Here is a 25,986-nt window from a genome sequence, read left to right on the forward strand (position 1 = left end):
CATCCACCTGGGTGCGGGGGCCGTCCTCGTTCGCGGCGACGGTGTCGCCCGGGGCCGTCAGTACGACGCGCGGTGGCGGGGCTTGCGCTCCCCGCGGTCGTCGGCGCGGTCGAAGCGGTCGCGCCGCTCGTCACGACGACCCGACGGGCCGTGCCCGGCACGCGGGCCGCGGGACGCGGGCGCGCCCTCGTCGACGCGGATGCGCAGCGCCTTCCCGGCGACCCGGGCGCGCGAGATGCGGTCCATCGTGTCGGCGTCGAGCGGCGCGGTGATGTCCACGAGGGAGAACGACGGGAAGATGTCGATCTTGCCGACGTCCGACCCGGCCAGGCCGGCCTCGTTCGTCAGGGCGCCGACGATGCCGCCGGGCATCACGCCGTCCTTGTGCCCGACCGACAGGCGGTAGCGCGTGCCGACGGCGTCGCGACGGATGCCGCGCGTCCCGTCACCCTCGCGCCGGCCCGACGCACGGTCGCCGCGCGACGGGCGCTCGCCCGTGCGCTCCGTGCGACGCGCCTTCGCCTGCTCGCGCGCCGCGGCGCGCTCCGCCTCGAACCGCTCCTGCTCCTCGCGGGCGCGCGGCCCGTCGTCCCCGACCGCGAGCGCCGCCATGGCCGCGGCGAGGTCGACCGGGTCGACGTCGTGCTCGGCGAGGAACGTGCGGATCATGTCGGCGTACATGGACAGGCGGCCGGCCTCGCGGCGCGCGGGCACCTGGCCGAGGAGGGTGCGGACCTTGTGCGCGGACACGTCCGCGGGGGAGGGGATCTCGACCTCCTCGAGCGGGGTGCGCGTGGTGCGCTCGATGGCGCGCAGGCGCCCGCGCTCGTGCGGGGTGACGAAGCTCAGGGCCTCGCCGGTGCGTCCCGCGCGGCCGGTGCGGCCGATGCGGTGCACGTACGCCTCGGGCTCGCCCGGCAGGTCGAAGTTCACGACGAGGCCGATGCGGTCGACGTCGAGGCCGCGCGCGGCGACGTCGGTCGCGACGAGGACGTCGAGCGCGCCGGAGCGCAGGCGCTCGACGATCTTCTCGCGCTCCTTCTGCGCGACGTCGCCCGAGATGGTCGCGGCGGAGATGCCGCGCTCGACGAGGGCGGACCCGACCTCCTCCGCGGCGCCGCGCGTGCGGGTGAACACGATCGCGGCCTCGGCGTCGGACGTGGCGAGGACGCGCACGAGCGAGCCGGTCTTGTGGCGGAACGGCACGACGGCGTACGTCTGGCGCACGCTCGTCACCGTGGAGGACTGGCGGGCGACCGCGATCTCGACCGGGTCGGTGAGGTGCTCGTTCGCGACGCGGCGGATCGGGCCGGGCATCGTCGCGGAGAACAGGGCGACCTGACGCTCGCGCGGGGCGCGGGAGAAGATCGTGTCGACGTCCTCCGCGAAGCCCATGCGCAGCATCTCGTCGGCCTCGTCGAGCACGAGGAAGCGCACGTCGTCGAGCACGAGGGTGCCGCGCTCGATGTGGTCGATGACGCGCCCGGGCGTGCCGACGACGACCTGCGCGCCGGCCGCGAGCGCCCGCTGCTGCGGCTGGTAGGGGGAGCCGCCGTAGACGGCGACGACGTCGACCTTGGGCAGGTGCGTCGCGAAGGACTCGACGGCGTCGGCGACCTGCATCGCGAGCTCGCGGGTCGGGGTGAGGACGACGGCCTGGACGCGGCGCTGCGCGGGGTCGATCGCGGCGAGCAGCGGGAGGCCGAACGCGGCGGTCTTGCCGGTGCCGGTCTGGGCGACGCCGGTGATGTCGCGGCCCGCGAGGAGCGCGGGGATGGCCTCGGCCTGGATCGCGGACGGGGTGACGAACCCGAGGTCGGCGACGGCGCGCTCGAGCGGCGCGGGCAGGCCGAGGTCGGCGAACACGGGGCCGGTCGGGGCGGCGGGCTCCGGGCGGGTGTCGGGGGTGGTGGAGTGGTCGAGGGCGTGCGTGGGCGCGACGACGTCAGCAGTCATGAAGGGGTGAGGACCGTTCGTTTCGGGGTGTGGAGTGGCGTGCGGTCACCGGGTCGGTTCTCGCAGGTCGCACTCCCGAACACACCAGGCCGGGCACCGCGTCGATCGAACGATCGGACGGGGACGGCCACTCTCACGGACACACGCGGGACGAGCGACGAACTCCAGAGGTGCCACCCATCCTACCGGAGCGCGCGCGGCGCTCGGGGGCGAGGCCCGGGTGACGTCCCTCACCGCGACCCGCGCCCGGGCGTCGCCCCGGCAGGGAGGTGTCGAGCGAAGCGGGTGATTTCCCCCGTCCCGGGCGCCGCGCCGGGAAATGAGGGGCGGGGGCCGGTGGGCCCGTACGTAGGATGGTCGCGCGCGGCAGGTCGCCGCGGCGGCGCGACGTGAGCTCGGGGCGGTGGGTGTGGCAGCAGGGCAGCAGGTCAGCTCCCGCGTCCTGACCGTCCCGAACGTCATCAGCCTCGTGCGGCTGCTCCTCGTGCCGGTGTTCGCGGTGCTCATCGTGAACGGCCACGACGTGTGGGCGCTGGTCGTGCTCGCCGTGTCCGGGGCGTCGGACTGGCTCGACGGCGTGCTCGCGCGGCGCCTGGACCAGGTGAGCCGCCTCGGTCAGGCGCTCGACCCCGCCGCGGACCGCCTCTTCATCCTCGTCACCCTCCTCGGCCTCGCGTGGCGCGACGTCGTGCCCGTGTGGCTCGTCGTCGTCATCGTCGCGCGCGACGTGCTGCTCGCCGGCCTCATGCCGCTCCTCGCCCACCACGGGTACGGCCCGCTCCCGGTGAGCTTCGCCGGCAAGGCGGGGACGTTCGCGCTGCTGTACGCGTTCCCGCTGCTGCTGCTCGCGGAGATGCCGGGCTGGGTCGGCGACGTCGCCGCCGTCACCGCGTGGGCGTTCACGTGGTGGGGCGTCGGCCTGTACTGGCTCGCGGGCGCGCAGTACGTGCTGCAGACCCGGGCCCTCGTGATCAGCGACCGCGCCGCGTCCCGCCGGGGCGAGGACGCGGGCCCCGCGACGGAGGAGGCGCCGTGACCCCGCAGCGACCCGAGCAGCGACCGGGCGTGCGCCGGGCACCGGTCGACGCGTCCATGACGCTGCTCAACGAGGTCATGTTCCGCCCGCTCGACCCCGGGTACGCCGACGCGGCCGCGCGCCGCGCCGCCGGGGGAGCGCCGCCGCGCGGCCGGGCCGGCGCGGTCGGTCTCGTCGCCCTCGCGGTCGTGCTCGGGCTCGTGACGACGGCCGCCGCCGTGCAGCTGCGCGCCCCGCAGCCCGGGGTGATCGCCGCCCGCGAGACGCTCGAGCAGGAGATCCTCACCCGGCAGGGCGTCGCCGAGGAGCTGTCCGCGCGGGGCGCGGCGCTCTCCGCGGAGATCGAGCAGCTGCAGGGCGAGGCGCTCACCGGCGCGAGCGCCGACGTGCTGCAGGGCCTGCAGGCGGAGGGCGCGCTCACCGGCACGCAGGCCGTCGAGGGGGAGGGCGTCGTCGTCACGCTCGACGACACGAGCGGCGGCCTGTCGTCCGACGACGTCGACGCCAGCTCGCTCGTGCACGACTCCGACCTGCAGCGCGTCGTCAACGCGCTCTGGGCCGGGGGCGCCGAGGCCGTCGCCATCAACGACCAGCGCCTCACCGGGCTGTCCGCGATCCGCAGCGCCGGCGACGCCGTGCTCGTCGACCTCCAGCCGCTCGTCGGCCCCTACCGGGTCGAGGCCGTCGGCGACCCCGACGCGCTGCGCACCTCGCTCCTGCGCTCCGGCACGTCCGACTTCCTGCAGCTGCTCGGCACCCAGTACGGCATCCGGTCGAGCGTGACCACGCAGAGCCGCATCGACCTGCCGGGCCGCTCCGCCCCGACGCTGTTCTTCGCGCAGCCGCCGGACGCGACCGTAGACTCCGACGCACCCGCCGGGACCACCGACGGCACCACGACCGACGGGTCCGGGGCGGGCCCGGACGCGCACGAGACAGGGCAGGAGATCGTCGAATGATCGCAGCAGTCGGACTGGTGGTGGGCATCGTCGCGGGGCTCGTCCTGCAACCCACCGTGCCCGTGTCGCTGCAGCCCTACCTGCCGATCGCCGTCGTCGCCGCGCTCGACGCCCTGTTCGGCGGTCTGCGCGCCCGGCTCGACGGCCTGTTCGACGACAAGGTCTTCCTCGTGTCGTTCCTGTCGAACGTCGTCGTGGCCGCGCTCATCGTGTTCCTCGGCGACCAGCTCGGCGTCGGGAGCCAGCTGTCCACGGCGGTCGTCGTCGTGCTCGGCATCCGCATCTTCTCCAACGCCGCCGCGATCCGGCGCCACATCTTCAAGGCGTGAGCGTGAGCCCCGACCCCCGCGACCGGACCGGCGCCGACACGCCCCAGGACCAGACCCCGGCCGCCGTCGACCCCGACGTGGCCGAGACCGGCCCGCCCGCCCCCACCGACGCCACGGCCGACGCGGGACGGACCGACGACGGCCGCACCACCGACACGCCCGTCGCCGAGACGTCCTCGGACGACGCCCCGGCCCCTGACGAGGACGTCCCGGCCGACGGCTCCGCGCCCGACGACGCGCGCGAAGCTGCCGACGCCGCGACCGAGCCGGCCGACGAGGCTGCTGACGCCGTGGGGACGGCCGCCACCGAGCCGGACGCTCCCGCACCGGCGCAGGAGCCGGCGCCGACGGACCCGGACGACGAGGACACGGGCGAGGACGGCGGGGCGGTCGCGTCCGCACCGGACGCTGCAGACGCGGACGCTGCAGACGTGGACACCGCGGACGTGCACACCGCAAACGTGGACACCGCCACCGAGGACGACGACCCCGGCACCGCGGTCGACGACCACGCGACGCACGACGACGCCGCCACGGACCCTTCCGACGCTCGGCAGGCCGCGGACGCGGACGAGCCCGGCGACGCGACCGCGGCGCCCGGAGCCGCGACGACACCGGGCCAACCGGAGCCGCCGACCACGACGGGCGCGATCGGCGCGGTCGGGCGGCACGGCACGCCCAGCAGGCCCGAGCCCCGCGGCCTGCGCGGCCTCGGCAGCGCGCTGCGGCCCCGCGCGTCCCGGTCGCAGATCGTCGTCGGCGTGCTGTGCGCGCTGCTCGGGTTCGCGCTCGTCGTCCAGGTGAGCCAGACGCAGGAGGACCAGCTGTCCTCGCTGCGCCAGAGCGACCTCGTGCGACTGCTCGACGACGTGACGCAGCGCTCGGGCGAGCTCGAGGACCAGGTGTCGTCGCTCGAGGCGACGCGCGACGAGCTGCAGTCCGGCTCCGGCCGCGAGCGCGCGGCGCTCGAGCTCGCGGAGGAGCAGGCGCAGACGCTCGGGATCCTGTCGGGGCGCCTGCCCGCCGAGGGGCCGGGGGTGACGATCGACGTCGTCGAGGGTCCCGAGGCGCTCGACGCGTTCGCGCTCTTCAACGTGCTCGAGGAGCTGCGCAACGCCGGCGCGGAGGCCATGGAGGTCAACGGGGTCCGGCTCGTCGCGAGCAGCTACTTCGAGGACTCGGCGGACGGCGTCGTCGTCGACGGGCAGACGATCGAGTCCCCGTACCGGTGGTCGGTGATCGGCGACCCGTCGACGCTCGAGACCGCGCTCGAGATCCCGGGTGGCGCCATGGCGTCGCTGCGTGCCGACGGCGCGCGCACCACGGTCACGCAGGAGGACCGGGTCGAGGTCGGCGCGACCGTCGAGCCCCGTGCGCCCGAGTACGCGACCCCCGTCCCGGCCGACGAGTGACCGCGGCTTCACGCAGCCCGTGGGCCGGGGTAGGTTGGGACGACTGCGGGTCGCGTGCACCGTGTGACCTGCGGGTGTAGTAGTTTTCGAGCACGATTCCCCGCACGAGGGCCGGTGCCCTCCGGTGCGGGATTTCCGAGGTCGAGCACGACGTGCGTGAGCCCCGAGGAGGCGAGATGAGTGTCCCAGGCGGTCCTGAGGTGCCGAACCGGGCGGGTAGCGACACGACGGTCAGCTTCGGCCGGATCGAGGCCCCGATCGAGGAGGGCGTGCAGCCCGGTGGCCTGAGCCCCGAGGAGCACGCCGCGGTCGCGGCCCTGCCGCGCCACTCCGCCCTGCTCATCATGCAGCGCGGCCCCGGGCAGGGGTCGCGCTTCCTCCTCGACGCCGAGCGCACCGTCGCCGGCCGGTCCGAGCACGCGGACATCTTCCTCGACGACGTCACCGTCTCGCGCAAGCACGCCGAGTTCGTGCGCGAGGGCGAGCGGTTCGTCGTGCGCGACGTCGGGTCGCTGAACGGCACGTACGTGAACCGCAGCCGCATCGACGCCGTCGCGCTCTCGACGGGCGACGAGGTGCAGATCGGCAAGTACCGGCTCACGTTCCACGCCAGCCCGCACGCGGGGGCCCCGGCGGGCGGCACGGCACCGCGGTCGTGAGCGCCTCGACGGGAGCCGCGCACGCCACGGTGCCCGAGCCCGCGGGCGGCCCCGAGCCGTGGCCGCAGGGCATCTCGCGGCGCGCGACCATGCGGATCTCCGACGTGCTGCGGGCGCTGCGCGCCGAGTTCCCCAACGTCAGCCACTCCAAGCTGCGCTTCCTCGAAGAGCAGGGGCTCATCGAGCCCGTGCGCACCGCGTCGGGGTACCGGCAGTACAGCCCCGCGGACGTGGAGCGCCTGCGCTTCGTGCTCGTCGAGCAGCGTGACCGGTACCTCCCGCTGAAGGTCATCAAGGAGCGCCTCGCCGCGCTCGACGCGGGCACCGAGGTCGAGCAGCTCGTCCCGCGCCTCGCGACGAGCGACGGCGAGCCCGGCTCCGCGGCCGTGCGCCAGCGGTACACGGTCGACGCGCTCGTGTCCGCGGCGGGCGTCGAGCGCGAGCTCGTCGAGGGCCTCATCGAGGCGGGCGTGCTGCGGCAGGCGCCGGGCGGTCAGCTCGACGCGCGGTCGCTCGACGTCGTCGTGCTCGCCGCGGGCCTCGCCGAGTACGGCATCGAGCCGCGCCACCTGCGCTCCCTGCGCACCGCCGCCGACCGCCACGTGAGCCTCGTGCACCAGGTCGTCTCGCCGTGGCGCGGCCAGCAGAGCGCGTCCGCCCGCGCCCACGCGGGGACCGTCGCGTCGGAGGTCGGGGAGCTCTGCGCCCAGCTGCACACCGTGTTCGTGCGGCAGGGCATCGACGACCTCACCCGCTGATCGCCGGGACGCGCCCGCGTCACGACGAGTCGGCCGCACCCCCTGCCGGATGCCGGGCGGAGTCGTACCGTGGAGGGGTGAGCGACGACGTCCCGATGGTCCCGGTCGAGGTGCTGGGGGTCCGTCAGCAGCAGCGCGACCAGGAGATCGTGGTGCTGCTGCTCGACGACGCGTCCGAGCTCGTCGTCCCGATCGTCATCGGGCCGCGCGAGGCCAGCGCGATCGCGATGGCCCAGGCCGGGCTGCCCACGCCGCGACCCATGACGCACGACCTGCTGCGCGACCTCCTCGACGCGGTCGGGGTCCGGCTCGAGCGGGCGGAGATCGTCGCGCTCGACGGCGGGATCTTCTTCGCCGAGCTCGTCCTGAGCAACGGCGTGCGGCTCGACTCGCGCGCGTCGGACGCGATCGCGGTCGCGGTCCGCACCGGCAGCCCCGTGCTGTGCTCGGCGGAGGTCGTCGCGACCGCGGGCGTCGAGGTCGTGGACGTCGCCCAGCAGGAGGAGGTCGAGAAGTTCCGTGACTTCCTCGACCACGTCCAGCCCGAGGACTTCTCGGTGGACGAGTAGGGGAGCCCGGCACGCTCGACCTCCAGGACAGGTCGAGACCTCCGGGCACAACGGACGAAGCGGACCTTCGACCTCAGGTCGAGGGTTGGGCGGTCGGGTCGGCGCACGCGCGGCGCGACACACCCCCACGCTCGGGCGGTCGGTCGTTGACGGCCCCCGGCGGCGCCCATAGCGTGGTCGTGGACATCACCCCAGGAGGCGACAGTGAACAGCAGCGGTGAGGCGAGCGTCGGTGCCGGCGCGGCAGTTCCGCAGGGTGCGCAGGGTCTCCTCTTCGGGGAGGACATCACCGAGCAGGACACCACGACGGGCTACCGCGGACCCACCGCGTGCCGCGCCGCCGGCATCACGTACCGCCAGCTCGACTACTGGGCCCGCACCGGGCTCGTCGAGCCCACCGTGCGCCCGGCGTCCGGTTCCGGCTCCCACCGGCTCTACAGCTTTCGCGACATCCTCGTGCTCAAGGTCGTCAAGCGGCTCCTGGACACCGGGGTCTCCCTGCAGCAGATCCGCCAGGCCGTCGAGCACCTGCGCGAGCGCGGGGTCGACGACCTCGCGCAGATCACGCTCATGAGCGACGGCGCGAGCGTGTACGAGTGCACGTCGCCCGACGAGGTCGTCGACCTCGTGCAGGGCGGGCAGGGCGTGTTCGGCATCGCGGTCGGCCGGGTCTGGCGCGAGGTCGAGGGCACGCTCGCGGAGCTGCCGACCGAGTCGCTCGAGGACGACGACGCCACGGCGAGCCCGCAGGACGAGCTCGCCCAGCGCCGTCGCGCGCGCTCCGCCGGCTGACGCCGCCCACGAGCGCCCGCTGCGGTCGGGCGCCCCGGACCCGCCCGACGGCTGTGGACCACGTCACAGCCGGTGCGGCGGCCTGCCCTGCGAGGCCGTGGGAGGATCGCCCGGTACGTGGTGCGTCGCGCCCTCCCCGGTGCGTCGGCGCCGCCGGTCGAGGGATGGAGTCCCGGTGTTCTCGAAGGTCCTGGTCGCCAACCGCGCGGAGATCGCCGTCAGGGCGTTCCGCGCCGCCTACGAGCTGGGGGCCCGCACGGTCGCAGTCTTCCCGCAGGAGGACCGGAACTCCGAGCACCGCCTCAAGGCCGACGAGGCCTACCTCATCGGGGAGCCCGGCCACCCCGTGCGCGCCTACCTCGACATCGACGAGATCGTGCGCGTCGCGCGCGAGGCCGGCGCGGACGCCGTCTACCCCGGCTACGGCTTCCTGTCCGAGAACCCGGACCTCGCGCGGGCGTGCGCCGACGCCGGCCTGACCTTCGTCGGCCCCCCGCCCGAGGTGCTCGAGCTCGCCGGCAACAAGGTCCGCGCGCTCAAGGCCGCCCGCGAGGCAGGGCTCCCCGTCCTCGCGTCGAGCGAGCCGTCGTCCGACGTCGACGAGCTCGTCGCGGCCGCCGACGCCGTCGGCTTCCCCGTGTTCGTCAAGGCCGTCGCCGGCGGCGGCGGGCGCGGCATGCGGCGCGTCGACACGCGCGAGGAGCTCCCCGAGGCGCTGGCCGCGGCGATGCGCGAGGCCGACGGCGCGTTCGGCGACCCGACCGTGTTCCTCGAGCAGGCCGTGCTGCGCCCGCGCCACATCGAGGTGCAGATCCTCGCCGACGGCGCCGGGAACGTCGTGCACCTGTACGAGCGCGACTGCTCGCTGCAGCGCCGCCACCAGAAGGTCGTCGAGATCGCGCCCGCGCCGAACCTCGACCCCGCGATCCGCGACGCGCTGTGCGCCGACGCCGTGCGGTTCGCGCGCCACATCGGGTACCAGAACGCGGGCACGGTCGAGTTCCTCGTCGACACGGTCGGGGAGCGCGCCGGGCAGCACGTGTTCATCGAGATGAACCCGCGCATCCAGGTCGAGCACACCGTGACCGAGGAGGTCACCGACGTCGACCTCGTCTCCGCGCAGATGCGCATCGCGTCCGGCGAGACGCTCGAGGACCTCGGCATCCGCCAGGAGGACGTGCGCGTCAACGGCGCCGCCCTGCAGACCCGCATCACGACCGAGGACCCGGCGAACGGGTTCCGCCCCGACACGGGCCGCATCATCGCCTACCGCTCCCCGGGCGGCGCGGGCGTCCGGCTCGACGGCGCGACCGCGACCGCCGGGTCCGTCGTCTCCGGCCACTTCGACTCGATGCTCGTCAAGCTCACGTGCCGCGGGCGCGACTTCCCGACGGCGGTGCGCCGCGCCCGGCGCGCGCTCGCCGAGTTCCGCATCCGCGGTATCCGGACGAACATCCCGTTCCTGCAGGCCGTCCTCGCCGACCCCGAGTTCGTCGCCGGGAACGTCGCGACGTCGTTCATCGACGAGCGCCCCGAGCTGCTCGCCGCGCGCGAGAGCGCCGACCGGGGCACGCGCCTGCTCGCCCACGTCGGCGACACGACGGTCAACCGCCCGCACGGCGAGCCGCGGCGCACGATCGACCCCGCGACGAAGCTGCCCGCGCTCGACCTCGCCGTCGCGCCCCCGCCCGGGTCGCGCCAGCAGCTCCTCGAGCTCGGCCCCGAGGGCTTCGCCCGCGCCCTGCGCGCCGAGCAGCGGCTGCGCGTTACCGACACCACGTTCCGCGACGCCCACCAGTCGCTGCTCGCGACGCGCGTGCGCACCCACGACCTCGCGGCCGTCGCGCCGTACGTCGCGCGAGCCACCCCGCAGCTGTGGTCCGTCGAGGCCTGGGGCGGCGCCACGTACGACGTCGCGCTGCGCTTCCTCGGCGAGGACCCGTGGGAGCGGCTCGCCGCGCTGCGCGAGGCGATGCCGAACCTCGCGATCCAGATGCTGCTGCGCGGGCGCAACACCGTCGGCTACACGCCGTACCCGCGCCGCGTCACGGAGGCGTTCGTCGAGGAGGCCGCGGCGACCGGGATCGACGTGTTCCGCATCTTCGACGCGCTCAACGACGTCGACCAGATGCGCCCCGCGATCGAGGCCGTGCGCGCGACCGGCACCACGGTCGCGGAGGTCGCCCTGTGCTACACGGGCAACCTCCTCGACCCGGCCGAGGACCTGTACACGCTCGACTACTACCTGCGCCTCGCCGACCGCATCGTCGAGGCGGGCGCGCACGTGCTCGCGATCAAGGACATGGCGGGGCTGCTGCGCCCCGCCGCCGCGACGCGCCTCGTGAGCGCGCTGCGCGAGCGGTTCGACCTGCCCGTGCACCTGCACACGCACGACACGTCCGGCGGGCAGATGGCGACGCTCCTCGCCGCCGCCGCGGCGGGCGTCGACGCCGTGGACGCCGCGAGCGCCGCGATGGCCGGGACGACGAGCCAGCCGTCGCTGTCGGCGCTGGTCGCGGGGCTGGAGCACACGGAGCGTGACACGGGACTGTCGCTCGCGGCGGTCGCGGACCTCGAGCCGTACTGGGAGGCGGTGCGCCGCGTGTACGCGCCGTTCGAGTCGGGTCTGCCGGGGCCGACGGGGCGCGTGTACGAGCACGAGATCCCGGGCGGGCAGCTGTCGAACCTGCGGCAGCAGGCGATCGCGCTGGGTCTGGGGGACAAGTTCGAGCAGGTCGAGGCGATGTACGCGGCGGCGGACCGCATCCTCGGGCGTCTGGTCAAGGTGACGCCGTCGTCGAAGGTCGTGGGCGACCTCGCGCTGCACCTGGTGGCGGTGGGTGCGGACCCGGCGGAGTTCGCGGCGGACCCGCAGGCGTTCGACATCCCGGACTCGGTCGTCGGGTTCCTCGGCGGCGAGCTCGGTGACCCGCCCGGCGGGTGGCCGGAGCCGTTCCGGTCGCGTGCGCTGGCGGGGCGTGCTGCGCGCGGCGGCGTGACGCCGTTGGCGCCGGAGGACGAGGCGGAGCTCGCGCAGCCGGGGGAGGTGCGCCGTCGTCGGCTCAACCACCTGCTGTTCGCGGGGCCGACGAAGGAGTTCGAGCAGGTGCGCCAGACGTACGGGGACGTGTCGGTGCTGGACACCCCGACGTACCTGTACGGGTTGGAGCCGGGTCAGGAGGTCGCGGTCTCGCTGGGCAAGGGCGTGCGTCTGCTCGTGGGCCTGGAGGCGATCGGGACGCCGGACGAGCGCGGCATGCGTACGGTGATGTTCACCCTGAACGGTCAGCTGCGCCCGATCCAGGTGCGCGACCGGTCGGTCGACGTGGACGTGCGCACCGCGGAGAAGGCGGACCCGACGCAGCCGGGGCAGGTCGCGGCGCCGTTTGCGGGCGCGGTGACGCCGGTGGTCGCGGTGGGCGACGTCGTCGAGGCGGGCCAGACGGTCGCGACGGTCGAGGCGATGAAGATGGAGGCGGCGATCACGACGCCGGTCGCGGGCACGGTCCAGCGTGTCGCGGTGGGTGCGGTGCAGCAGCTCGAGGGTGGCGACCTGGTCCTCGTGGTGGGCTGACCGCAGCAGGACGGCGGCCGGCTCGCGACGGGCCGGCCGGGTGAGAGGGCGAGTCGAGGAGGTTCCATGCGCGTCACGTTCCACGGCCACGCGTGCGTCACGGTGCGCCACGGCGGGCAGGTGGTCGCGGTCGACCCGGGCGCGTTCAGCGACGCCGCGGGTGCGCTGCGCGACGCGGACACGGTGCTCCTGACGCACCAGCACCCGGACCACCTCGACGTGGCGGCCCTCGGCGCGGCGCTGGCGTCCCGGCCGTCGCTCGCGGTGTGGGGGTCCGAGGCGGTCGCGGACGTGCTGCGCGGCGCGCTGCCGACGGACACGACGTCGCGCGTGCACGTCGTCGCACCGGGCGACCGGCTCGACCTCGGCGGGCTGGAGGTCGTGGTGGGCGGCGGGCTGCACGCCGTGATCCACGACGACGTGCCGCGGCTGACGAACCTCGCGTACCTCGTGCGCGGGGACGGCGGCGCGCTGTGGCACCCGGGCGACTCGTTCGACGAGCCCGCGCCCGGTCTGCTCAGGGGTGAGCGGCTCGACGTGCTCCTCGCGCCGGTGTCCGCGCCGTGGCTCCGGCTCGGCGAGACGATCGACTTCGTGCGGTCCCTGGATCCGTGGGTCGTGGTGCCGGTCCACGACGCGGTGCTGTCGGACGCGGGGCACGCCCTGGTGGACCGGCTGCTGGGGGAGCAGCGCACGGGCGGGACGTACGCGTACCGCCCGCTCGCGGTCGGGGAGTCGCTCGACGTCGCGGCGGGGAGCCTGGACGGCGCCGCGGACGCCGCGGCGGGGGCCCTGCGGCGGGAGCACCCCGAGTTCGGGGAGGTCGCCCTGCTCGAGGCGGACGAGACGGTGCCGCCGCGCCCCGAGGAGGCCGTCGCGGACGTGGCGCGGTCCGACCCCGCCCGGTGACGCCGTCGACGGGCTGCGGCCCGCGCCCGGGTGCTACAGGAGCGGGCGCAGCGGCGTGAGGACGATCTCGCTGAGCTTTGCGGCGAGCGACCGCGACTCCCACTCGGCGAGGGTGAGCTCGCGCGAGTTCGACAGGTCGACCTCGAACACCTTCTCCATCTGCTCGGCGACGCCGGGGTCGGTGATCTCGAGGTTGACCTCGTAGTTGCCGGTGAGGGACAGCCGGTCGATGTTGGCCGTCCCGATCGTCGTCCACGCGCCGTCGATGGTCGCGGTCTTGGCGTGCACCATCGCGTCCTCGTACAGGTGGATGCGCACCCCGCCCTTGAGCAGCGCCGTGTAGAGGCCGCGGGAGAGCCAGTCGGCGAGCACGTGGTTGGAGCGTTCCGGCACGAGGACCCGCACGTCGACGCCGCGGGCCGCGGCCGCGAGGAGCGCGGCGAGGATCTCGCGGTCGGGGATGAAGTACGCCTGCGTGATGTAGACGTGGGAGCTCGCGCGGTCGATCGCGTCGAGGTAGATCCCACGGATGGGGAACACGAGGTGCGCCGGCGCGTTGCGGGCCGCGCGCAGCCGCGGCTCCCAGTGCACCGAACCCGGGTCGGCGAGCAGCGGCTGGTCGGACGCGCGGTTCGCGTTCCAGAAGTCGACGAACGCGTTGCGCAGCTCCCACGCGCTGGGGCCGACGAGCCGGACGTGGGTGTCGCGCCACTGCGTCGCGTACAGGGCGCCGATGTTGTACCCGCCGACGAACGCGATCTCGTCGTCGACGACGAGGATCTTGCGGTGGTCGCGGCCCGACTTGCGCACGTTGAGCAGCAGCACGCCGGGCCGGAACACGGGGTAGCGGATGACGTGGATCGGGGCGGGCAGGTCGAAGAACGACTGCGGCACGACGAGGTTGGCGAACCCGTCGTAGACGACGAACACCTCGACGCCGCGCTCGCTCGCCTCGACCAGCGCGCGCTTGAACTCCTCGCCGAGCGCGTCGGCCTTCCAGATGTACGTCTCGAAGAGGATGCGGCGGCGGGCGCCGCGGATCGCGGCGAGCATCTCGCGGTACACGTCCTCGCCGTACGTGAAGACGGTCGTCGTGGTGCCCGCGACCTCGACGTCGGCGGGGGAGGAGCGGGGGAACGTCGCCTCGACCGTGTTGCGGCGCTTGCGCACCGCGTCGGTGGCGACGAGCACGCCCGCGACGGTGACCGGCGCCGCGACGGCGAGCACGAGCGCGCGGGAGAGCAGGCGGCGGGTGGTGCGCAGGACGGCGTCGGCGGACAGGTGCACGCACTCACCGTAGCGGGCGGCCTCCACGGCGCGACCCGGGCGCGAGCGGGGGCGCGGGTGAGATCCGCCGCACCGCGGCTCGCGCGCGGCCGCGGTGCGGCGCCCCGACCGTCAGTGCGAGCGCAGGGCGCGCACGAGCTCCGCCTTGCGCATCGAGGACCGGCCGTCGATGCCGATCTCGGCGGCCCGCTTGCGCAGCTCGTCGACGGTCCAGTCGTCGTAGTCGCCCGACTTCCCGCCCTTGCGCCCGACGCTCGAGCGGGACGACCCCGCTGCGGCGTTCGCGATGCGGGCCGCCTTCTCCTTCGAGTCGCCCTCGTCGCGCAGCTTCTCGTACAGCTCGGGGTCCTTCACGCTCGGGCCCGGCTTGCGCTTCGGCACGTCGGCCTCCCTCCCGTCGGTCCGGCAACCCGGTCGGCGCCGGCTCCTCGCCAGGCTCTCGCCGACCGGTGGTGCTCGCACGCGGAGGTCGCTCGTGCACGACGACGGGCCGCGGCGTCCGGGCCGGGTGCGCCCGACGCCGACGTGCGGTCCCCTACGCTCTCCGGATGGGTCTGAGCTTCTCTCTGCTGGCGTACTCGCGGGACGGCGCGCTCGACCTCACGAGGCCTGCCGGCGAGGCGGACGCCGAGTCCGTGATGCGGCGCCTCTTCCCGCGAACCCCCTACCGCCTGGTGGGGCTGCGCCCCCTGCTCGAGACCTGTTTCCCGCCGCGGGAGAGACCTGCGGTGGGGGTGTTCGACGACGGGGTGCTCATCGCGACGAGGGACGCCCACCTGTACGACCCGTCCATGCTCCACGCGCGGTACCTCAAGCTCGCCGAGTGGCCCGACGTGCAGCTGCTCACCGCGTCGTCGTCGAACGACATGTTCGCCTACGGCCGGTGGTTGTCCGGTGCGCTGTCACGCTCCCTCTCGGTCAACGCCGTGGCCGGGGTGTGGTCCGACCGAGGAACGCCAGGCGCCTTCCCGGGCGACGACCTGGTGACGCCTCAGAGGTGGCTCGACCTGTGCAACGCGGCGCTGGCCTCGGTGCTGGCGCTCGAGGGGGACGCGGCTCCACCGGTCGCGCAACCGGTGCCCTGGGAGGACGTCGCCCTGCACGCTTTCGCGCGGTCGGTACCACCCGCGTCGTGAACCGGCACCGGACCTGCGCTCCCGGTGAACCGTCGGTCGAGCCGCTCCACCTCGACCGCGCCGCACCGAGACGACGCTGCGTCTCCGCGGGTGCAGGACGTCAGGCTTGCGTGGGCTCGAGCGCGGCCGTCAGCGGGTGGGCGCGGATCGCGGCCGCGAGCTCGCCCTCGATGCGGTCGAGGTACACGCCCGTCGTCGCGATGGACGCGTGCCCGAGGAGCTCGGCCACGACCTTGACGTCCCAGCCCTCGGCGGCGAGCAGCGTCGCGGTCGTGTGACGCAGGGCGTGCGGCGTGGCCTCGCGGCGGTACTGCGCGGGCATGCGCTCGACGCACCGACGCAGGAGTCCCCGCACGGCCTGCGCGTCGATGCGCCGCCCGCGCCACGACAGCAGGAGCGCGCGCTGGGCGTCCGGGTCGTCGGGGCGCCGCGCGAGGAGCGCGGGCCGCAGCCGCGCGAGGTACTCCTCGAGCGCGTCGGCGAGCGGGGGCGAGAGCGTGACGGTGCGCACGTGACCGCCCTTGCCCTGGATGCGCCACCGCGTCTGGTCCGGCCCGCGGGAGAAGTCGTCGAGGTTCGCGCGCTCGAGCTCGGACACGCGCGGCCCGAGGACGAGGAGGAGCGCGACGACGAGGCGGTCGCGCAGCTGGAGGTCCTGGTCGCGCCGCGACGCCGCCGCGGTGCCGGGCGAGCGGGCGGCGGACACCTCCAGCAGCGACGCCGCCGACCCCGCGGACAGCGCGGTGCGGGCCACGCGCAGCCCGTCACGCAGACGCGCCGGGGGAGCGGCCCACTGCATCGGGTCGGCCTGCACCCAGCCCTCGCGCGCGGCGTGCGCGAAGAAGCGGGTCACGGACTGGCGGAAGCGGTTCACCGTCGCGGCGGAGCGACCCGTGGTCCCGGGCTTGCGGGACGCGTCCGCGTACCGGCCGTCGGGCGTGATCTGGTAGCGCAGGAGCACGTCGTCGACGTCCTCGCCGCTGACGTCGTCCAGCACCCGCGCGGGCCCGGCGAGGCGGGCGAACTCGGCGACGTCGCGCTCGTAGCTGCGGCGCGTCGTCGGGGACAGCACGCCGCGCAGCGTCTGCGCCGCGACGGACGCGAGGTAGCGGTCGGCGGCCTCGGCGACGGTGATCCGCTCGAGGCGGGGCGGGGCGACCATGGGGCCTCCTCGTCGTGTCGGTCGTCGGCGTGTCGGGTCGTGGCGTCAGCCTAGGCCGGGGCACCGACACGCCCGGACCGTCCCACGGCGCCGTGACCTGCGTCGACGCGGCATCCGGGGGAGCGGGTCGGAGCCGAGGGGGTCGGTGCCGAGGGGGACCGGTGGGCGGACGGCGCACCTGCGGCACGTGCGCGGGGAGGGACCTGGTGGCGCGGTGCGAGCCCGACGTGACGGGCGAGCCCAGCCTGGTGGGTGAGCCCGCGCCGGTGGGCGGTCAGACGTCGACACGTCGTGGGGGCTGCGCCGTCTCGCAGCACGACCGGTCACGACCTACGTGTCACCACGCTGTTGACCTAAACACAATGGTTTGAACCGTATGTCCGATGCTAGGCATCGTAGCCGAGGGTGCGGTCGCGCACCAGGCGCCGCCGCGGGCGGTCCTGCGAGCCGTTCGGCGCGGACGCCGGGCGCGGTGCGTCACCCTCGGGCGCGGCAGGTCGCGCCTGCCCGGGGGACACCGAGCGCCAGGCCCACACGGACGCCGCCGCGACGCCCGCGACGACCCCGACGACGAGGAACGCCACGACGGTCAGCGCGAGCACCGGGAGCCATCCGAGCGTCGCGAGCACCGTGACGACGACGCCTCGCGGGCGCCGCCGGCCGTCCGGAGCGAGCCTGGCGAACGGCGCCGTCAGGGTCGACGTGGCGAACGGTGCGCCCCGTCCGGGCGTCGCCCAGCGGCGATCCCGCGGGGATGCGAGGCCGGGAAGCCGAGGTGCGGAGGTCGTCGTGCTCATGCCTGAAGGGGAGCGCGCGAGCCACCTGCCTGATGCGCTCCGAGGGCTCTCGATGCGCCGAAATGACATAATGTACATTATCGGCGCAACGCGGAAGGGTTCGTCAGAACAGGTGCAGCGCTCCACGAGCCCCTCTCGGGCCTCTCTCGTGTCGAGCAGATGGTCGTGGTTCGTCCGTCCGTGCTCACGCACCGGGTCCGCCTGCTCGACCGGCGGCGTCGCCTGTCGCCTCCCCGGCGCGTCAGGCGGCGTGCAGCGGCACGGCCGCGGCGGCCATGACCGCCGCGGTGCTGCCGTGCACGCCCCAGGCCGTGCGCCGGGGTCCACCGGAGCGCACGACGACGACCGCGTCACCGGCAGGTATCGCCGCGGCGACGAGGAGGCACGCGCCGAGCAGGCCGGGTGACCCGGCGGCGAGGACGACGAGCAGGAGCAGGCCGCTGCCGACGTCCCGGACGGCCTTGACGCGCAGCCAGGCACGCACGGCGGGGTCGTCGGTCGTCGTGCCGGGGATGCCGAAGCCGGCCGCCGTGCGGGGCGCGCGCCACCCGTGCACGCCCAGCGCGACGACGCCGAGGGCGACCAGGCCCGCGAGCGCCGTCGCGACGTGGACGAGCGTCGTGGTGCCGGTCATCGGTGGTGCTCGTCGGCTGGGTGCTCGTCGGCCGGGTGGTTGTCGTGGTGTGCGTGGAGCTGCGGGAGGTCGTGCTCGTCGGTGGTGGCGAGCGCGGCGAAGTAGTCCTCGCGCGGGACTCCGGGTGTGAGGAGCATGAGGACCGTGGCGGGCTCGGGGCGGGTCTTGCGCAGGGCGTGCACTCCCCCGCGGGGTGCGTGGGCGGTGTCGCCGGGTCGCAGGGTGCGCCAGGTGGTGCCGTCGTAGTAGTCGATCTCCCCCGTCTCGACGACGAACGTCTCGTCGAAGGTGGTGTGCCGGTGGGGTGCGGGGCCGCGACTGGTGGGTGCGAGGCGCCACCGGTAGAGGCTGGCGGCGCCGCCGGTCTGGGTGGGTCGGGCGAGGATCTCGACGGTGGAGCCGTTGGCTCCGAGGGCGATGGTGCGGGTGTCGGTGTGGGTCATGGTGGGAGTCTTCGCGTGCGGCGCGGGTGCTGGTGCTCGTTTCGGTCGTGGCCGCACAATGTGCGGGTGATCCGGTATCGGCTGGGGCCTGGTGCGTCGGGTGTGCGGTGGGCGATGTCGCCGGTGCACGAGGTGGTGAGCCTGGCGCGGGTGCTGACGCAGCCGGGGCGGCACGCGGGGTTCGGTCCGTGGTTGCGGCGGCGTCGGGAGCGGTGGGCGGGTCTGGACCTGTCGGCGTTGACGGTGTTCATGGCGGACGGCGCGTACCGGCCGGACTTCCTGGACCCGCCGCCGGCGTCGGACGAGCCGTCGTTCGAGGACGGGTTGGCGGCGGTGCTGGCGGCGCCGGTGGAGCAGGTGCGTGCGGAGCTGGTGGACGCGACGCGGCGGTGCTCGCCGGCGGTGCGGGCTCGGCTGCTGGGTGACCCGGAGGGTGCGCGGTCGGCGGCTGCGGACGCGGTGCGCCGGTTGTGGGAGGCGGCGGTGGAGCCGGAGTGGGTGTCGATGCGTCGTGCGTTGCGTGCGGAGCTGGTGGACCGGGCGCTGCAGGTGGGTCGTGAGGGGCTGGGGGCGGTGCTGCCGCGGTTGCACGGGTCGTTGACGTTCGCGGAGGGAACGGTCGCGGTGCGCTCGGCGGTGGACGTCGAGGTCGCGGGGCGCGGCGGGCTGGTCCTGGTGCCGTCGTTGTTCATCACGAACCGGGTGCAGTGCGCGACGTCGGACCACTGGTCGCCCGCGGTGTTCTACCCGGCGTCGGGGCGTTACCTGTGGTCGCCGCCGCCGGCGCCGCGGTCGTTGGACCGGTTGGTGGGGGCGAGCCGGGCGCGGATCCTCGCGTCGCTCGCCACTCCCCTGCAGACGACGGCGGTCGCGGGCCTGCTGGGGGTGGCGGCGTCGACGGCGAGCGAGCACCTCGCGGTGCTGCGTGACGCGGGCCTGGTGGACAGCACGCGTGCGGGGCGCACGGTCACGCACGAGCTCACGGACGCGGGCCGGGCGCTGCTGGCCGCTGCGGGCGGGGCGGGCACGGCGTAGCGGGGTGGCGGGGTCGTCGGCTGCGGTCGCGGGGTGTCTACTAGGTCCCATGAGCTCTCCGGTGCTGGGCCCTGGGACGCGCTGGGCGATCGACGCGGTGACGGCGCTGCGTGTCGTGCGGGAGGACCCGGGTCTGGGTGGGCGGCGCCCGCTCGTGGGGCCGTCGGTGCTGCGCAGCCACGCGCTGTCGATCCTCTACGGCGACGTGCGCCGGGGTGTGCTGGACGAGGCGACGGCGCGCGCCCACCTGGACGGTGTCGCGACGCTGAAGATGCGCCTGCTCGGTGACCGCGCGTCCCGGGCGGTGGCGTGGCGGGTCGCGCGCGAGCTCGACGCGCCGGACACCGCGGTCGCGGAGTACGTGGCGGTCGCGATGCTGCAGGCGGACGTGCTCGTGGCGGGCGACGCGGACGTGGCGGCCGCGGCGGAGGGCCGGGTGCCGCTCGTCGCGTACGAGGACCTGCTGCGCTGACCAAACGCACCACGGGGCGTCAGTCGTCGAACACGTGCCAGCAGAGGGCGCTGCGTCGCCTCTGGTCGTCGAGCACGAGCTCGCGCAGGGCGGCCGGGACGCGGGCGCGCTGCCAGTCGCGCTCGGCGAGGCGCGCCGCCTCCGGGTCCTCGCCGCGTGCGGCGGCGTCGGCCGTGGCGGCGCGGATCGCGTAGGCGGCGGCGCCGAGGTCGTGCGCGGCGACGTGCGCGACGGCGACCGCCTGGCCGGCCGCGAGCGCCGCGTACTTCACGGGCGGGGGCTGGTCGCGGCCTGCGGCGTTCGCGGTGAACGCGGTGCGGTGGGCGGTCTTCATGGGGACGTCGCCGCGGATCCAGGCGCGGGCGACGTCGAGCGCGTCGCGGGGCCGGGTGTCGTCGGGCCGGGCCTGCTCGAACAGGGGCAGGACGTGCTCGGCGCAGGCGACGGCCCAACGGGCGAGGTCGTGGTGGTGCTCGTCGGTGAGGGTGCCGCCGCGGCGGACGGTGACGAGGCGGGGGTCGCGGTCGGCGGGCAGGATCGGCATGCCCCGATGGTCCCGCACGCGCCGGTGCGCGGGCGAGTCGTTCCGGTCGTGCCACGGTCCCGGTGTCGGGTGCGTCGCTCCCCCAAGTGTGGCCGGTCGTGTGCGTCGTGCGGTCGTCCGGCAGGGTGCTGGTGCGCGGGCTCGGGCGGGCGTACGGTGCGAGGCGTCCCGTCACCCGGTCCGGGGCTCCGCACGGAGCGGTCCCGGTCCGGGCCGGTGCGGGCGGTCGCCGCACCGGTGCCGCTCCCCCACTCCGCTGGGGGTGCGCGGGGCGGACGCGAGGCGAGGAGGTGCGCGTGGCACGGTTCTCCCGCTCCGACGACCTGCGGGGTGCGACGTTCGAGGGTGCGGACCTGCGGGGTGCGCGGTTCGTGGACGCGGATCTTGCGGGCGTGGTGATGCGCGGCGTCCAGGTGGAGGGCATGGACGTCGACGCGCCCTGGCTGCCGGACGGCGACGTGCCGTTGCGGGTCAACGGGGTCGACGTGGTGGGTTTCGTGGAGGCGGAGCTGGACCGCCGGTTCCCGGGGCGCGAGCTGCGCCGGGCGGCGGACCCCGAGGGGCTGCGCGCGGCGTGGGCGGCGCTGGAGTCGACGTGGGCGGCGACCGTGGAGCGCGCGGTGGCGATGCCGCCCGGCACGGTCGACGTGTCGGTCGACGGCGAGTGGTCGTTCGCGCAGACGCTGCGGCACCTGGTGCTCGCGACGGACGCGTGGCTGGGGCGCGCGGTCCTGGGGCTGGAGCACCCGTTCCACCCGCTCGGGCAGGCGGGCCCCCAGGCGGCGGACGACGGCCTGGACCTGTCGCTGTTCGTCACGGGCACGCCCGCGTTCGACGACGTGCTCGACGCGCGGGCGGGCCGGGTCGCGATGGTGCGGGACGTCCTCGCGCGGGTGACGGAGGCGGAGCTCGCCGCGGTGCGGTCCAACCCGTGGTCGCCGCAGTACCCGGAGACGATGCTGTCGTGCCTGCACGTGATCCTCGAGGAGGAGTGGGAGCACCACCGGTTCGCGGTGCGCGACCTCGACACGATCGAGCGCGCGTCCGGGGCGTGAGCCCGGGCGGGGCGACGATCAGGGGGTGCGGTCGACCGCGGCGGCGAGGTTGGGCGTCACCCGGGTGAGGCCGCCGTCCGTGGGGAGCCCGTCGGGGACGAGCGTGGCCGTCACCCGCACACCCGACATCTGCACCGCGAGGGGGAGGTCGGCGTCGTCGAGGTCGGTGACCGGGCCGCACGTCGACGCGCCGGAGTCGCCCGTCGGGGTGTCCCCCGGGAGGGCGACGACGAGACAGACGAGATCCTCTCCGTCACGGGTGCCGGAGCCGGCGTAGAAGACGACGCCGTCGAGCTCGCCCAGGCGTCGCGCCGAGCCGGGGTCCATCTCGACGGGGACCAGCGTCCCGGGCAGGGAGTCGGCGGACGTGGGCTCGTCGGCGAGACGCGTCACGAGGTCAGGTGGCGTCACGGGCCCGGCGCAGGCGGCGAGCGCGACGAGCGCGGCGGCGGCGCAGGGGATGGTCCGGGCCCGGCGGTGGCGGTGGTCCATCGACGATGGATATCACGGCGCGGTGCGCGTCCGGGGGCGTGCCCGGCCGTCGGCACGTCGAGTGCGTACGCTCGAGATGTGACAGCCGGCGGCGGGGCGGTGCGCGCGCTGGGGCAGGCGGTGGTGCTGCTCCTCGTGGTGGTCGCCGTGCCCGTGGCCGCGGGGCTGGTGCTCGGGGACGCGGCGACGGCGTCGGTGACGGCGGTGGGCGCGGTCTACGGGGTGCTGCTCGCGCTGCGCGCGGGGTGGCGTCGGGCGCTCGCGGTGGTCCCGGTCCTCGTCGTCGTGTCGGTCGCGGCGGCGTCGTCCGCCGGTTCGGTGTGGTGGGTCGTGGTGCTCGGGGTCCTCGGGCTCGCGACGGGGTGGTCGGCACGGTGGGGCTGGTCGCCGGTCCTGGCACTCGTGGGGGCGGCCGCGGCGTCCGCTCCCCCGCTGCCGACCGGCGCGCCCGTGATGCTGCGGTTCGCGTGGGTCGCGGGCGCCGCGGCGTACGCGGTGGTCGTCGCGCGCCTGCTGGGGCTGCCCGCCGTGGTCGAGGGCGTCCGGGTCCCGGGCCGGGTCGCGGCCGCGGTCTCCCTGCTGCTCGGTGCGGTCGTCGCGGTTGCGGCGGTGCTGGCGCAGCAGTGGGGGGCGCGGCTCGCGTACTGGCTGCCGACGACCGTGTTCCTGCTCGTGCTGCCCACCGCGGGGATCCGGTGGTCGCGCGCCGCGCGCTCGCGCGTCCTCGGGACGGTCGCGGGCGTGGCCGTGGGCGGGGCGCTCGCGGCCGTGGTCACGACGGCGCCGGTGCGGCTGGGCCTGGCGGTCGTGGCGGCGACGGTCACGGTCGCGGTGCGCCGGCCGGTGTGGGCGAACGCGACGGCGACCACCGTGACCCTCATGCTCGTGCTCGACCCGGGTGGGACGGGGCTCGTCGTCGGTGAGGAGCGGCTCGTCGCGACGGCGGCCGCGGCCGCGCTCGTGCTGACCGGCGGGGCGCTGCTCGCGTGGTGGGCGCCGCGCCTCGTCCCCGCGTCGGGCGACGCGTCCCTGCCGGTGCTGCGTGACGTGCGTGACCCCGTCGCGGACGAGGACCGCACCACCCCGTGACCCGGGGTGCGGGTGCTCAGCCGAGCAGTGCCTGCTTGGCGCGCGCGTACTCGGCGTCGGCGAGGTCGCCCGCGCGGTGCAGGGCGGCGAGCCGCTCGAGGCGCGCGACGAGCTCGGCTCCCCCGTCGCCCGTCGTGGCGCTCGCGGCTGGCGTGGCGGGCGTGGCGCGCCCGACGACGCGCCACAGGGTGCGCGCGAAGACGCCGGGCCGGCGTGCGGTGCCCGCCCGGCCGGGTCGCAGGCGCGGCACGCGCGGCGACGGGACGGTGCGGTCGTCGAGGACGACGCTCCCGGGGCGGGTGGCGGCGAGCGACCGGGCGAACCGGGCGAAGCGCGCCGACGACCCGTCGAGGAGGACGGCGCGGGTCGTGCGGGCGGTCGGGTGCCGCTCGTCGCGCCACGTCACGACGACGGTCGGCCCGTCCCCGCTGACGGTCACGACGGGCACGCCGGCGGGCTCGAGGACGGTCCCGTCCCCGCGCGCGAGGCGCAGCCGCGCGCCGTCCCACACGAGGCGCCCGCCCGCGACGTGGAACATGGCGGGGTAGCGCGGCGCGGCGGCGAAGCGGGACGTGTCCGGGGCGCGGCCGGGCACCGTGACGACGCCGACGGGACGCCGCTCGGGCGGCGCCGCGGGTCGACGCTCGGCGAGGGCCTCGACGACGGGCACCGCGAGGGTCTCGGGGGCGACCGCCCCGGTCGCGACGGCCCCCGTCGAGGAGGTCGCCGCCTGGTGCTCGGTCGCGCTCGTGCCCATCGTGCTCCCCCGTCGTCGTCGGTCCCCCGATCCTGCCGCGCGTCGCCGCCCGGGGCAAGCCTCGCCGTGGGCGTCGGCGCAGGTCAGGGCACGGCGACGCCCCGGCCGGAGCACCGGCGGCCGGGGCGTGCGGGGGCGGCGGGTCAGAGCCCGCCGAGCAGGGCCGTGAAGTCCGGGGTCCCGGCGAACGGGTCCGCGGGGCCCTCGTTGCGGCGCAGCGCGACCTTCTCCGCGAGCTCGCGGCCCGCCCGGGTGATGCGCACAGGCAGCCCGCCGCCGTCCTCGCCCTCCGCGGCGGCCCAGTCGTCCGTGGCCGCGAACACGGACGTCGTGGTGACGTCGGCCCGCAGGTAGGTGAACAGCGGGCGCAGGGAGTACTCGAGCGCGAGCGAGTGGCGGGCGGTGCCGCCGGTCGCGCCGAGCAGCACCGGCGTGCCGGTGAGCGAGTCCTTGTCGAGGACGTCGACGAACGACTTGAGCAGCCCCGAGTACGTGGTGGTGAACAGCGGGGTGGCCACGACGATCCCGTCCGCGGCGGTGAGCCGCTCGAGGACGCCGGCGAGCTCGCCCGAGGGGAACCCGGTGAGCATGGCGTCGACGACGGCGTGCGCGTGGTCGCGCAGCTCGACGGTCTCGACCTCGGCGGTCAGGCCGAGGCCCTGCAGCTCGCGCACCGCGGCGTCGCCGAGCCGGTCGGCGAGCAGGCGCGTGGAGGACGGCTTGGACAGCCCGGCGGACACCACGACGAGGCGGCGGTCCGGGGCGGGGGTGCTGGTGGTCATGCGGTGCTCCTGGTGCTCCTGGTGTGCGGTGCGGTGGGCGCGTCGCGGACTACAGCCCGAACGCGGCGCCCGCCGGCGCGGGCTGCGGGTCGTCCTCGGCGGTGCGCCCGGTCCAGCGGTCCTCGCTGCCGCCGACGTGCGCGGCGCCGTCGGTCCCGGCGGCCCGGGCGGCGGCGACGCGCTCGGCGTGGCTCGGCGGGTTCGCCGGGACGCGCGCGGGGCGCACGGCCTCCATCTCCTGGCGGAGCACGGGCACGACCTCGCCCGCGAGGAGGTCGATCTGCTCGAGCACCGTCTTCAGCGGCAGGCCGGCGTGGTCGATGAGGAACAGCTGGCGCTGGTAGTCGCCCACGTGCTCGCGCATCGTGGCGTACCGGTCGATCACCTGCTGCGGCGAGCCCACGGTGAGCGGGGTCTCGCGCGTGAAGTCCTCCATCGACGGGCCGTGCCCGTAGACGGGCGCGTTGTCGAAGTAGGGGCGGAACTCGTCCCACGCCTTCTGGGAGTCCTTGCGCATGAAGACCTGACCGCCGAGACCGACGATCGCGGTGTCCGCGGGCCCGTGCCCGTGGTGCTCCCAGCGCTGCCGGTAGAACTGCACCATCTGCCGCGTGTGGCTCATCGGCCAGAAGATGTTGTTGTGGAAGAACCCGTCGCCGTAGTAGGCGGCCTGCTCCGCGATCTCGGGGCTGCGGATCGACCCGTGCCACACGAACGGCGGCACCCCGTCCAGCGGGCGCGGGGTGGACGTGAACCCCTGCAGCGGGGTGCGGAACTTGCCTTCCCAGTCCACGACGTCCTCGGTCCACAGGCGGCGCAGGAGCGCGTAGTTCTCGATCGCGAGCGGGATGCCGTTGCGGATGTCCTGCCCGAACCACGGGTACACCGGGCCGGTGTTGCCGCGGCCCATCATGAGGTCCATGCGCCCGTCGGAGATGACCTGGAGCATCGCGTACTCCTCGGCGAGGCGCACCGGGTCGTTCGTCGTGATGAGCGTCGTCGACGTCGACAGCACGATGTTCTTCGTCACGCCCGTGAGGTAGCCGAGCATCGTCGTCGGGGACGACGGCACGAACGGCGGGTTGTGGTGCTCGCCCGTCGCGAAGACGTCGAGGCCCGCCTCGTCGGCGTGCCGGGCGATGGTGAGCATGGCCCGGACCCGCTCGGTGTCGTCCGGGGTCCGGCCCGTCGTGGGGTCCGTCGTCACGTCGCCGACGGTGAAGATGCCGAACTGCATGGTGCGCTCCCGTGGGTCCTGGGTCGATGCGTTTGCATGTACATGCCGCTCAACCCGGCTCCCCGGCCGTTTGTTCCCGCCCGGGTGTGAGCGTGCGCACGTCTGCCCCCG

27 protein-coding genes are annotated in these 25,986 nt (G+C 75.3%); 15 read left to right on the forward strand and 12 right to left on the reverse strand.

The window, feature by feature from the left end; all coding sequences use genetic code 11:
* Positions 1 to 57: 57 nt before the first annotated feature.
* Positions 58 to 1,956, reverse strand: a complete 1,899-nt coding sequence (locus GYH36_RS02190) for a DEAD/DEAH box helicase (protein WP_024839666.1) — start codon at positions 1,954 to 1,956, stop codon at positions 58 to 60.
* A gap of 409 nt (positions 1,957 to 2,365) precedes the next feature.
* Between GYH36_RS02190 and clsA the strand changes: the two genes are divergently transcribed.
* The 10 genes from clsA to GYH36_RS02240 all read left to right on the forward strand — a co-directional run bounded on the left by clsA (position 2,366) and on the right by GYH36_RS02240 (position 12,953).
* Positions 2,366 to 2,992 carry a cardiolipin synthase ClsA gene (gene clsA / locus GYH36_RS02195; RefSeq protein WP_024839667.1) on the forward strand — a complete coding sequence of 209 codons (627 nt, stop codon included), beginning with the start codon at positions 2,366 to 2,368 and terminating at the stop codon, positions 2,990 to 2,992.
* Positions 2,989 to 3,951: a DUF881 domain-containing protein gene (locus tag GYH36_RS02200; RefSeq protein WP_024839668.1), complete on the forward strand. Its 963-nt coding sequence runs from the start codon at positions 2,989 to 2,991 to the stop codon at positions 3,949 to 3,951. The genes clsA and GYH36_RS02200 overlap by 4 nt, the downstream gene beginning before the upstream one ends.
* Positions 3,948 to 4,280 (forward strand): small basic family protein, encoded by a 333-nt coding sequence (locus GYH36_RS02205; protein WP_024839669.1) that lies wholly within the window; start codon positions 3,948 to 3,950, stop codon positions 4,278 to 4,280. The genes GYH36_RS02200 and GYH36_RS02205 overlap by 4 nt, the downstream gene beginning before the upstream one ends.
* A gap of 2 nt (positions 4,281 to 4,282) precedes the next feature.
* A complete protein-coding gene (locus GYH36_RS20205; RefSeq protein ID WP_162288971.1) occupies positions 4,283 to 5,692 on the forward strand; it encodes a DUF881 domain-containing protein in 1,410 nt (469 codons plus the stop codon).
* A 176-nt stretch (positions 5,693 to 5,868) separates the two neighbouring features.
* Positions 5,869 to 6,351, forward strand: coding sequence for an FHA domain-containing protein (locus GYH36_RS02215; RefSeq protein WP_024839671.1), 483 nt, complete (start codon positions 5,869 to 5,871; stop codon positions 6,349 to 6,351).
* A complete protein-coding gene (gene ftsR / locus GYH36_RS02220; RefSeq protein WP_312028468.1) occupies positions 6,348 to 7,109 on the forward strand; it encodes a transcriptional regulator FtsR in 762 nt (253 codons plus the stop codon). Before GYH36_RS02215 ends, ftsR begins: the two co-directional genes overlap by 4 nt.
* Positions 7,110 to 7,204: 95 nt before the next feature.
* On the forward strand, positions 7,205 to 7,678 hold the full coding sequence (locus GYH36_RS02225; protein ID WP_024839673.1) for a bifunctional nuclease family protein: 474 nt from the start codon (positions 7,205 to 7,207) through the stop codon (positions 7,676 to 7,678).
* A 204-nt stretch (positions 7,679 to 7,882) separates the two neighbouring features.
* Positions 7,883 to 8,470, forward strand: a complete 588-nt coding sequence (locus GYH36_RS02230) for a MerR family transcriptional regulator (RefSeq protein WP_024839674.1) — start codon at positions 7,883 to 7,885, stop codon at positions 8,468 to 8,470.
* Positions 8,471 to 8,645: 175 nt separating this feature from the next.
* On the forward strand, positions 8,646 to 12,044 hold the full coding sequence (locus GYH36_RS02235; protein ID WP_024839675.1) for a pyruvate carboxylase: 3,399 nt from the start codon (positions 8,646 to 8,648) through the stop codon (positions 12,042 to 12,044).
* 66 nt (positions 12,045 to 12,110) lie between these two features.
* Positions 12,111 to 12,953 carry an MBL fold metallo-hydrolase gene (locus tag GYH36_RS02240; protein WP_162288972.1) on the forward strand — a complete coding sequence of 281 codons (843 nt, stop codon included), beginning with the start codon at positions 12,111 to 12,113 and terminating at the stop codon, positions 12,951 to 12,953.
* A 33-nt stretch (positions 12,954 to 12,986) separates the two neighbouring features.
* On the opposite strand, the gene GYH36_RS02245 is transcribed toward GYH36_RS02240, so the two are convergent.
* Both GYH36_RS02245 and GYH36_RS02250 read right to left on the reverse strand, forming a co-directional pair.
* On the reverse strand, positions 12,987 to 14,234 hold the full coding sequence (locus GYH36_RS02245; protein WP_203231500.1) for a phospholipase D-like domain-containing protein: 1,248 nt from the start codon (positions 14,232 to 14,234) through the stop codon (positions 12,987 to 12,989).
* A 117-nt stretch (positions 14,235 to 14,351) separates the two neighbouring features.
* A complete protein-coding gene (locus GYH36_RS02250; RefSeq protein WP_024839678.1) occupies positions 14,352 to 14,621 on the reverse strand; it encodes a DUF7218 family protein in 270 nt (89 codons plus the stop codon).
* Between the two features lie 167 nt (positions 14,622 to 14,788).
* Between GYH36_RS02250 and GYH36_RS02255 the strand changes: the two genes are divergently transcribed.
* A complete protein-coding gene (locus GYH36_RS02255) occupies positions 14,789 to 15,376 on the forward strand; it encodes a DUF6928 family protein (protein ID WP_024839679.1) in 588 nt (195 codons plus the stop codon).
* Between the two features lie 100 nt (positions 15,377 to 15,476).
* Here the strand turns inward: GYH36_RS02255 and GYH36_RS02260 are convergent, their stop codons facing one another.
* From GYH36_RS02260 to GYH36_RS02275, 4 genes are all read right to left on the reverse strand, one after another.
* Entirely contained in the window at positions 15,477 to 16,538 is a 1,062-nt protein-coding gene (locus GYH36_RS02260; RefSeq protein WP_155099074.1) for a tyrosine-type recombinase/integrase, read from the reverse strand.
* A gap of 386 nt (positions 16,539 to 16,924) precedes the next feature.
* The gene (locus GYH36_RS02265) at positions 16,925 to 17,335 is read right to left on the reverse strand and encodes a hypothetical protein (protein ID WP_162288973.1); all 411 of its coding nucleotides are present in this window, start codon (positions 17,333 to 17,335) and stop codon (positions 16,925 to 16,927) included.
* Positions 17,336 to 17,576: 241 nt separating this feature from the next.
* A complete protein-coding gene (locus tag GYH36_RS02270; protein WP_162288974.1) occupies positions 17,577 to 17,969 on the reverse strand; it encodes a DUF4267 domain-containing protein in 393 nt (130 codons plus the stop codon).
* Positions 17,966 to 18,412 (reverse strand): cupin domain-containing protein, encoded by a 447-nt coding sequence (locus tag GYH36_RS02275; RefSeq protein WP_162288975.1) that lies wholly within the window; start codon positions 18,410 to 18,412, stop codon positions 17,966 to 17,968. The genes GYH36_RS02270 and GYH36_RS02275 overlap by 4 nt, the downstream gene beginning before the upstream one ends.
* A gap of 150 nt (positions 18,413 to 18,562) precedes the next feature.
* Here GYH36_RS02275 and GYH36_RS02280 point away from each other — a divergent pair, with 150 nt between their 5' ends.
* Both GYH36_RS02280 and GYH36_RS02285 read left to right on the forward strand, forming a co-directional pair.
* Entirely contained in the window at positions 18,563 to 19,447 is an 885-nt protein-coding gene (locus GYH36_RS02280) for an ArsR/SmtB family transcription factor (protein ID WP_312028471.1), read from the forward strand.
* Between the two features lie 49 nt (positions 19,448 to 19,496).
* Positions 19,497 to 19,919 (forward strand): hypothetical protein, encoded by a 423-nt coding sequence (locus tag GYH36_RS02285; RefSeq protein ID WP_162288977.1) that lies wholly within the window; start codon positions 19,497 to 19,499, stop codon positions 19,917 to 19,919.
* 19 nt (positions 19,920 to 19,938) lie between these two features.
* Here GYH36_RS02285 and GYH36_RS02290 read toward each other — a convergent pair whose 3' ends face one another.
* On the reverse strand, positions 19,939 to 20,463 hold the full coding sequence (locus GYH36_RS02290) for a putative immunity protein (protein ID WP_162288978.1): 525 nt from the start codon (positions 20,461 to 20,463) through the stop codon (positions 19,939 to 19,941).
* Between the two features lie 296 nt (positions 20,464 to 20,759).
* Between GYH36_RS02290 and GYH36_RS02295 the strand changes: the two genes are divergently transcribed.
* Positions 20,760 to 21,518, forward strand: a complete 759-nt coding sequence (locus GYH36_RS02295; RefSeq protein ID WP_162288979.1) for a DinB family protein — start codon at positions 20,760 to 20,762, stop codon at positions 21,516 to 21,518.
* An 18-nt stretch (positions 21,519 to 21,536) separates the two neighbouring features.
* On the opposite strand, the gene GYH36_RS02300 is transcribed toward GYH36_RS02295, so the two are convergent.
* Positions 21,537 to 22,010: a hypothetical protein gene (locus GYH36_RS02300; protein ID WP_162288980.1), complete on the reverse strand. Its 474-nt coding sequence runs from the start codon at positions 22,008 to 22,010 to the stop codon at positions 21,537 to 21,539.
* 78 nt (positions 22,011 to 22,088) lie between these two features.
* On the opposite strand from GYH36_RS02300, the gene GYH36_RS20210 reads away from it, so the two are divergent.
* Positions 22,089 to 23,099, forward strand: coding sequence for an FUSC family protein (locus GYH36_RS20210; RefSeq protein WP_162288981.1), 1,011 nt, complete (start codon positions 22,089 to 22,091; stop codon positions 23,097 to 23,099).
* 16 nt (positions 23,100 to 23,115) lie between these two features.
* Here the strand turns inward: GYH36_RS20210 and GYH36_RS02310 are convergent, their stop codons facing one another.
* The 3 genes from GYH36_RS02310 to GYH36_RS02320 form a co-directional block, all read right to left on the reverse strand.
* Positions 23,116 to 23,856: an SHOCT domain-containing protein gene (locus GYH36_RS02310; RefSeq protein WP_162288982.1), complete on the reverse strand. Its 741-nt coding sequence runs from the start codon at positions 23,854 to 23,856 to the stop codon at positions 23,116 to 23,118.
* A gap of 143 nt (positions 23,857 to 23,999) precedes the next feature.
* Entirely contained in the window at positions 24,000 to 24,638 is a 639-nt protein-coding gene (locus GYH36_RS02315) for an FMN reductase (RefSeq protein WP_162288983.1), read from the reverse strand.
* Between the two features lie 49 nt (positions 24,639 to 24,687).
* Positions 24,688 to 25,875, reverse strand: coding sequence for an LLM class flavin-dependent oxidoreductase (locus GYH36_RS02320; RefSeq protein ID WP_115942553.1), 1,188 nt, complete (start codon positions 25,873 to 25,875; stop codon positions 24,688 to 24,690).
* Between the last annotated feature and the right edge of the window lie 111 nt (positions 25,876 to 25,986).

The organism is Cellulosimicrobium composti (assembly GCF_010287905.1).
GTDB lineage: Bacteria > Actinomycetota > Actinomycetes > Actinomycetales > Cellulomonadaceae > Cellulosimicrobium > Cellulosimicrobium composti.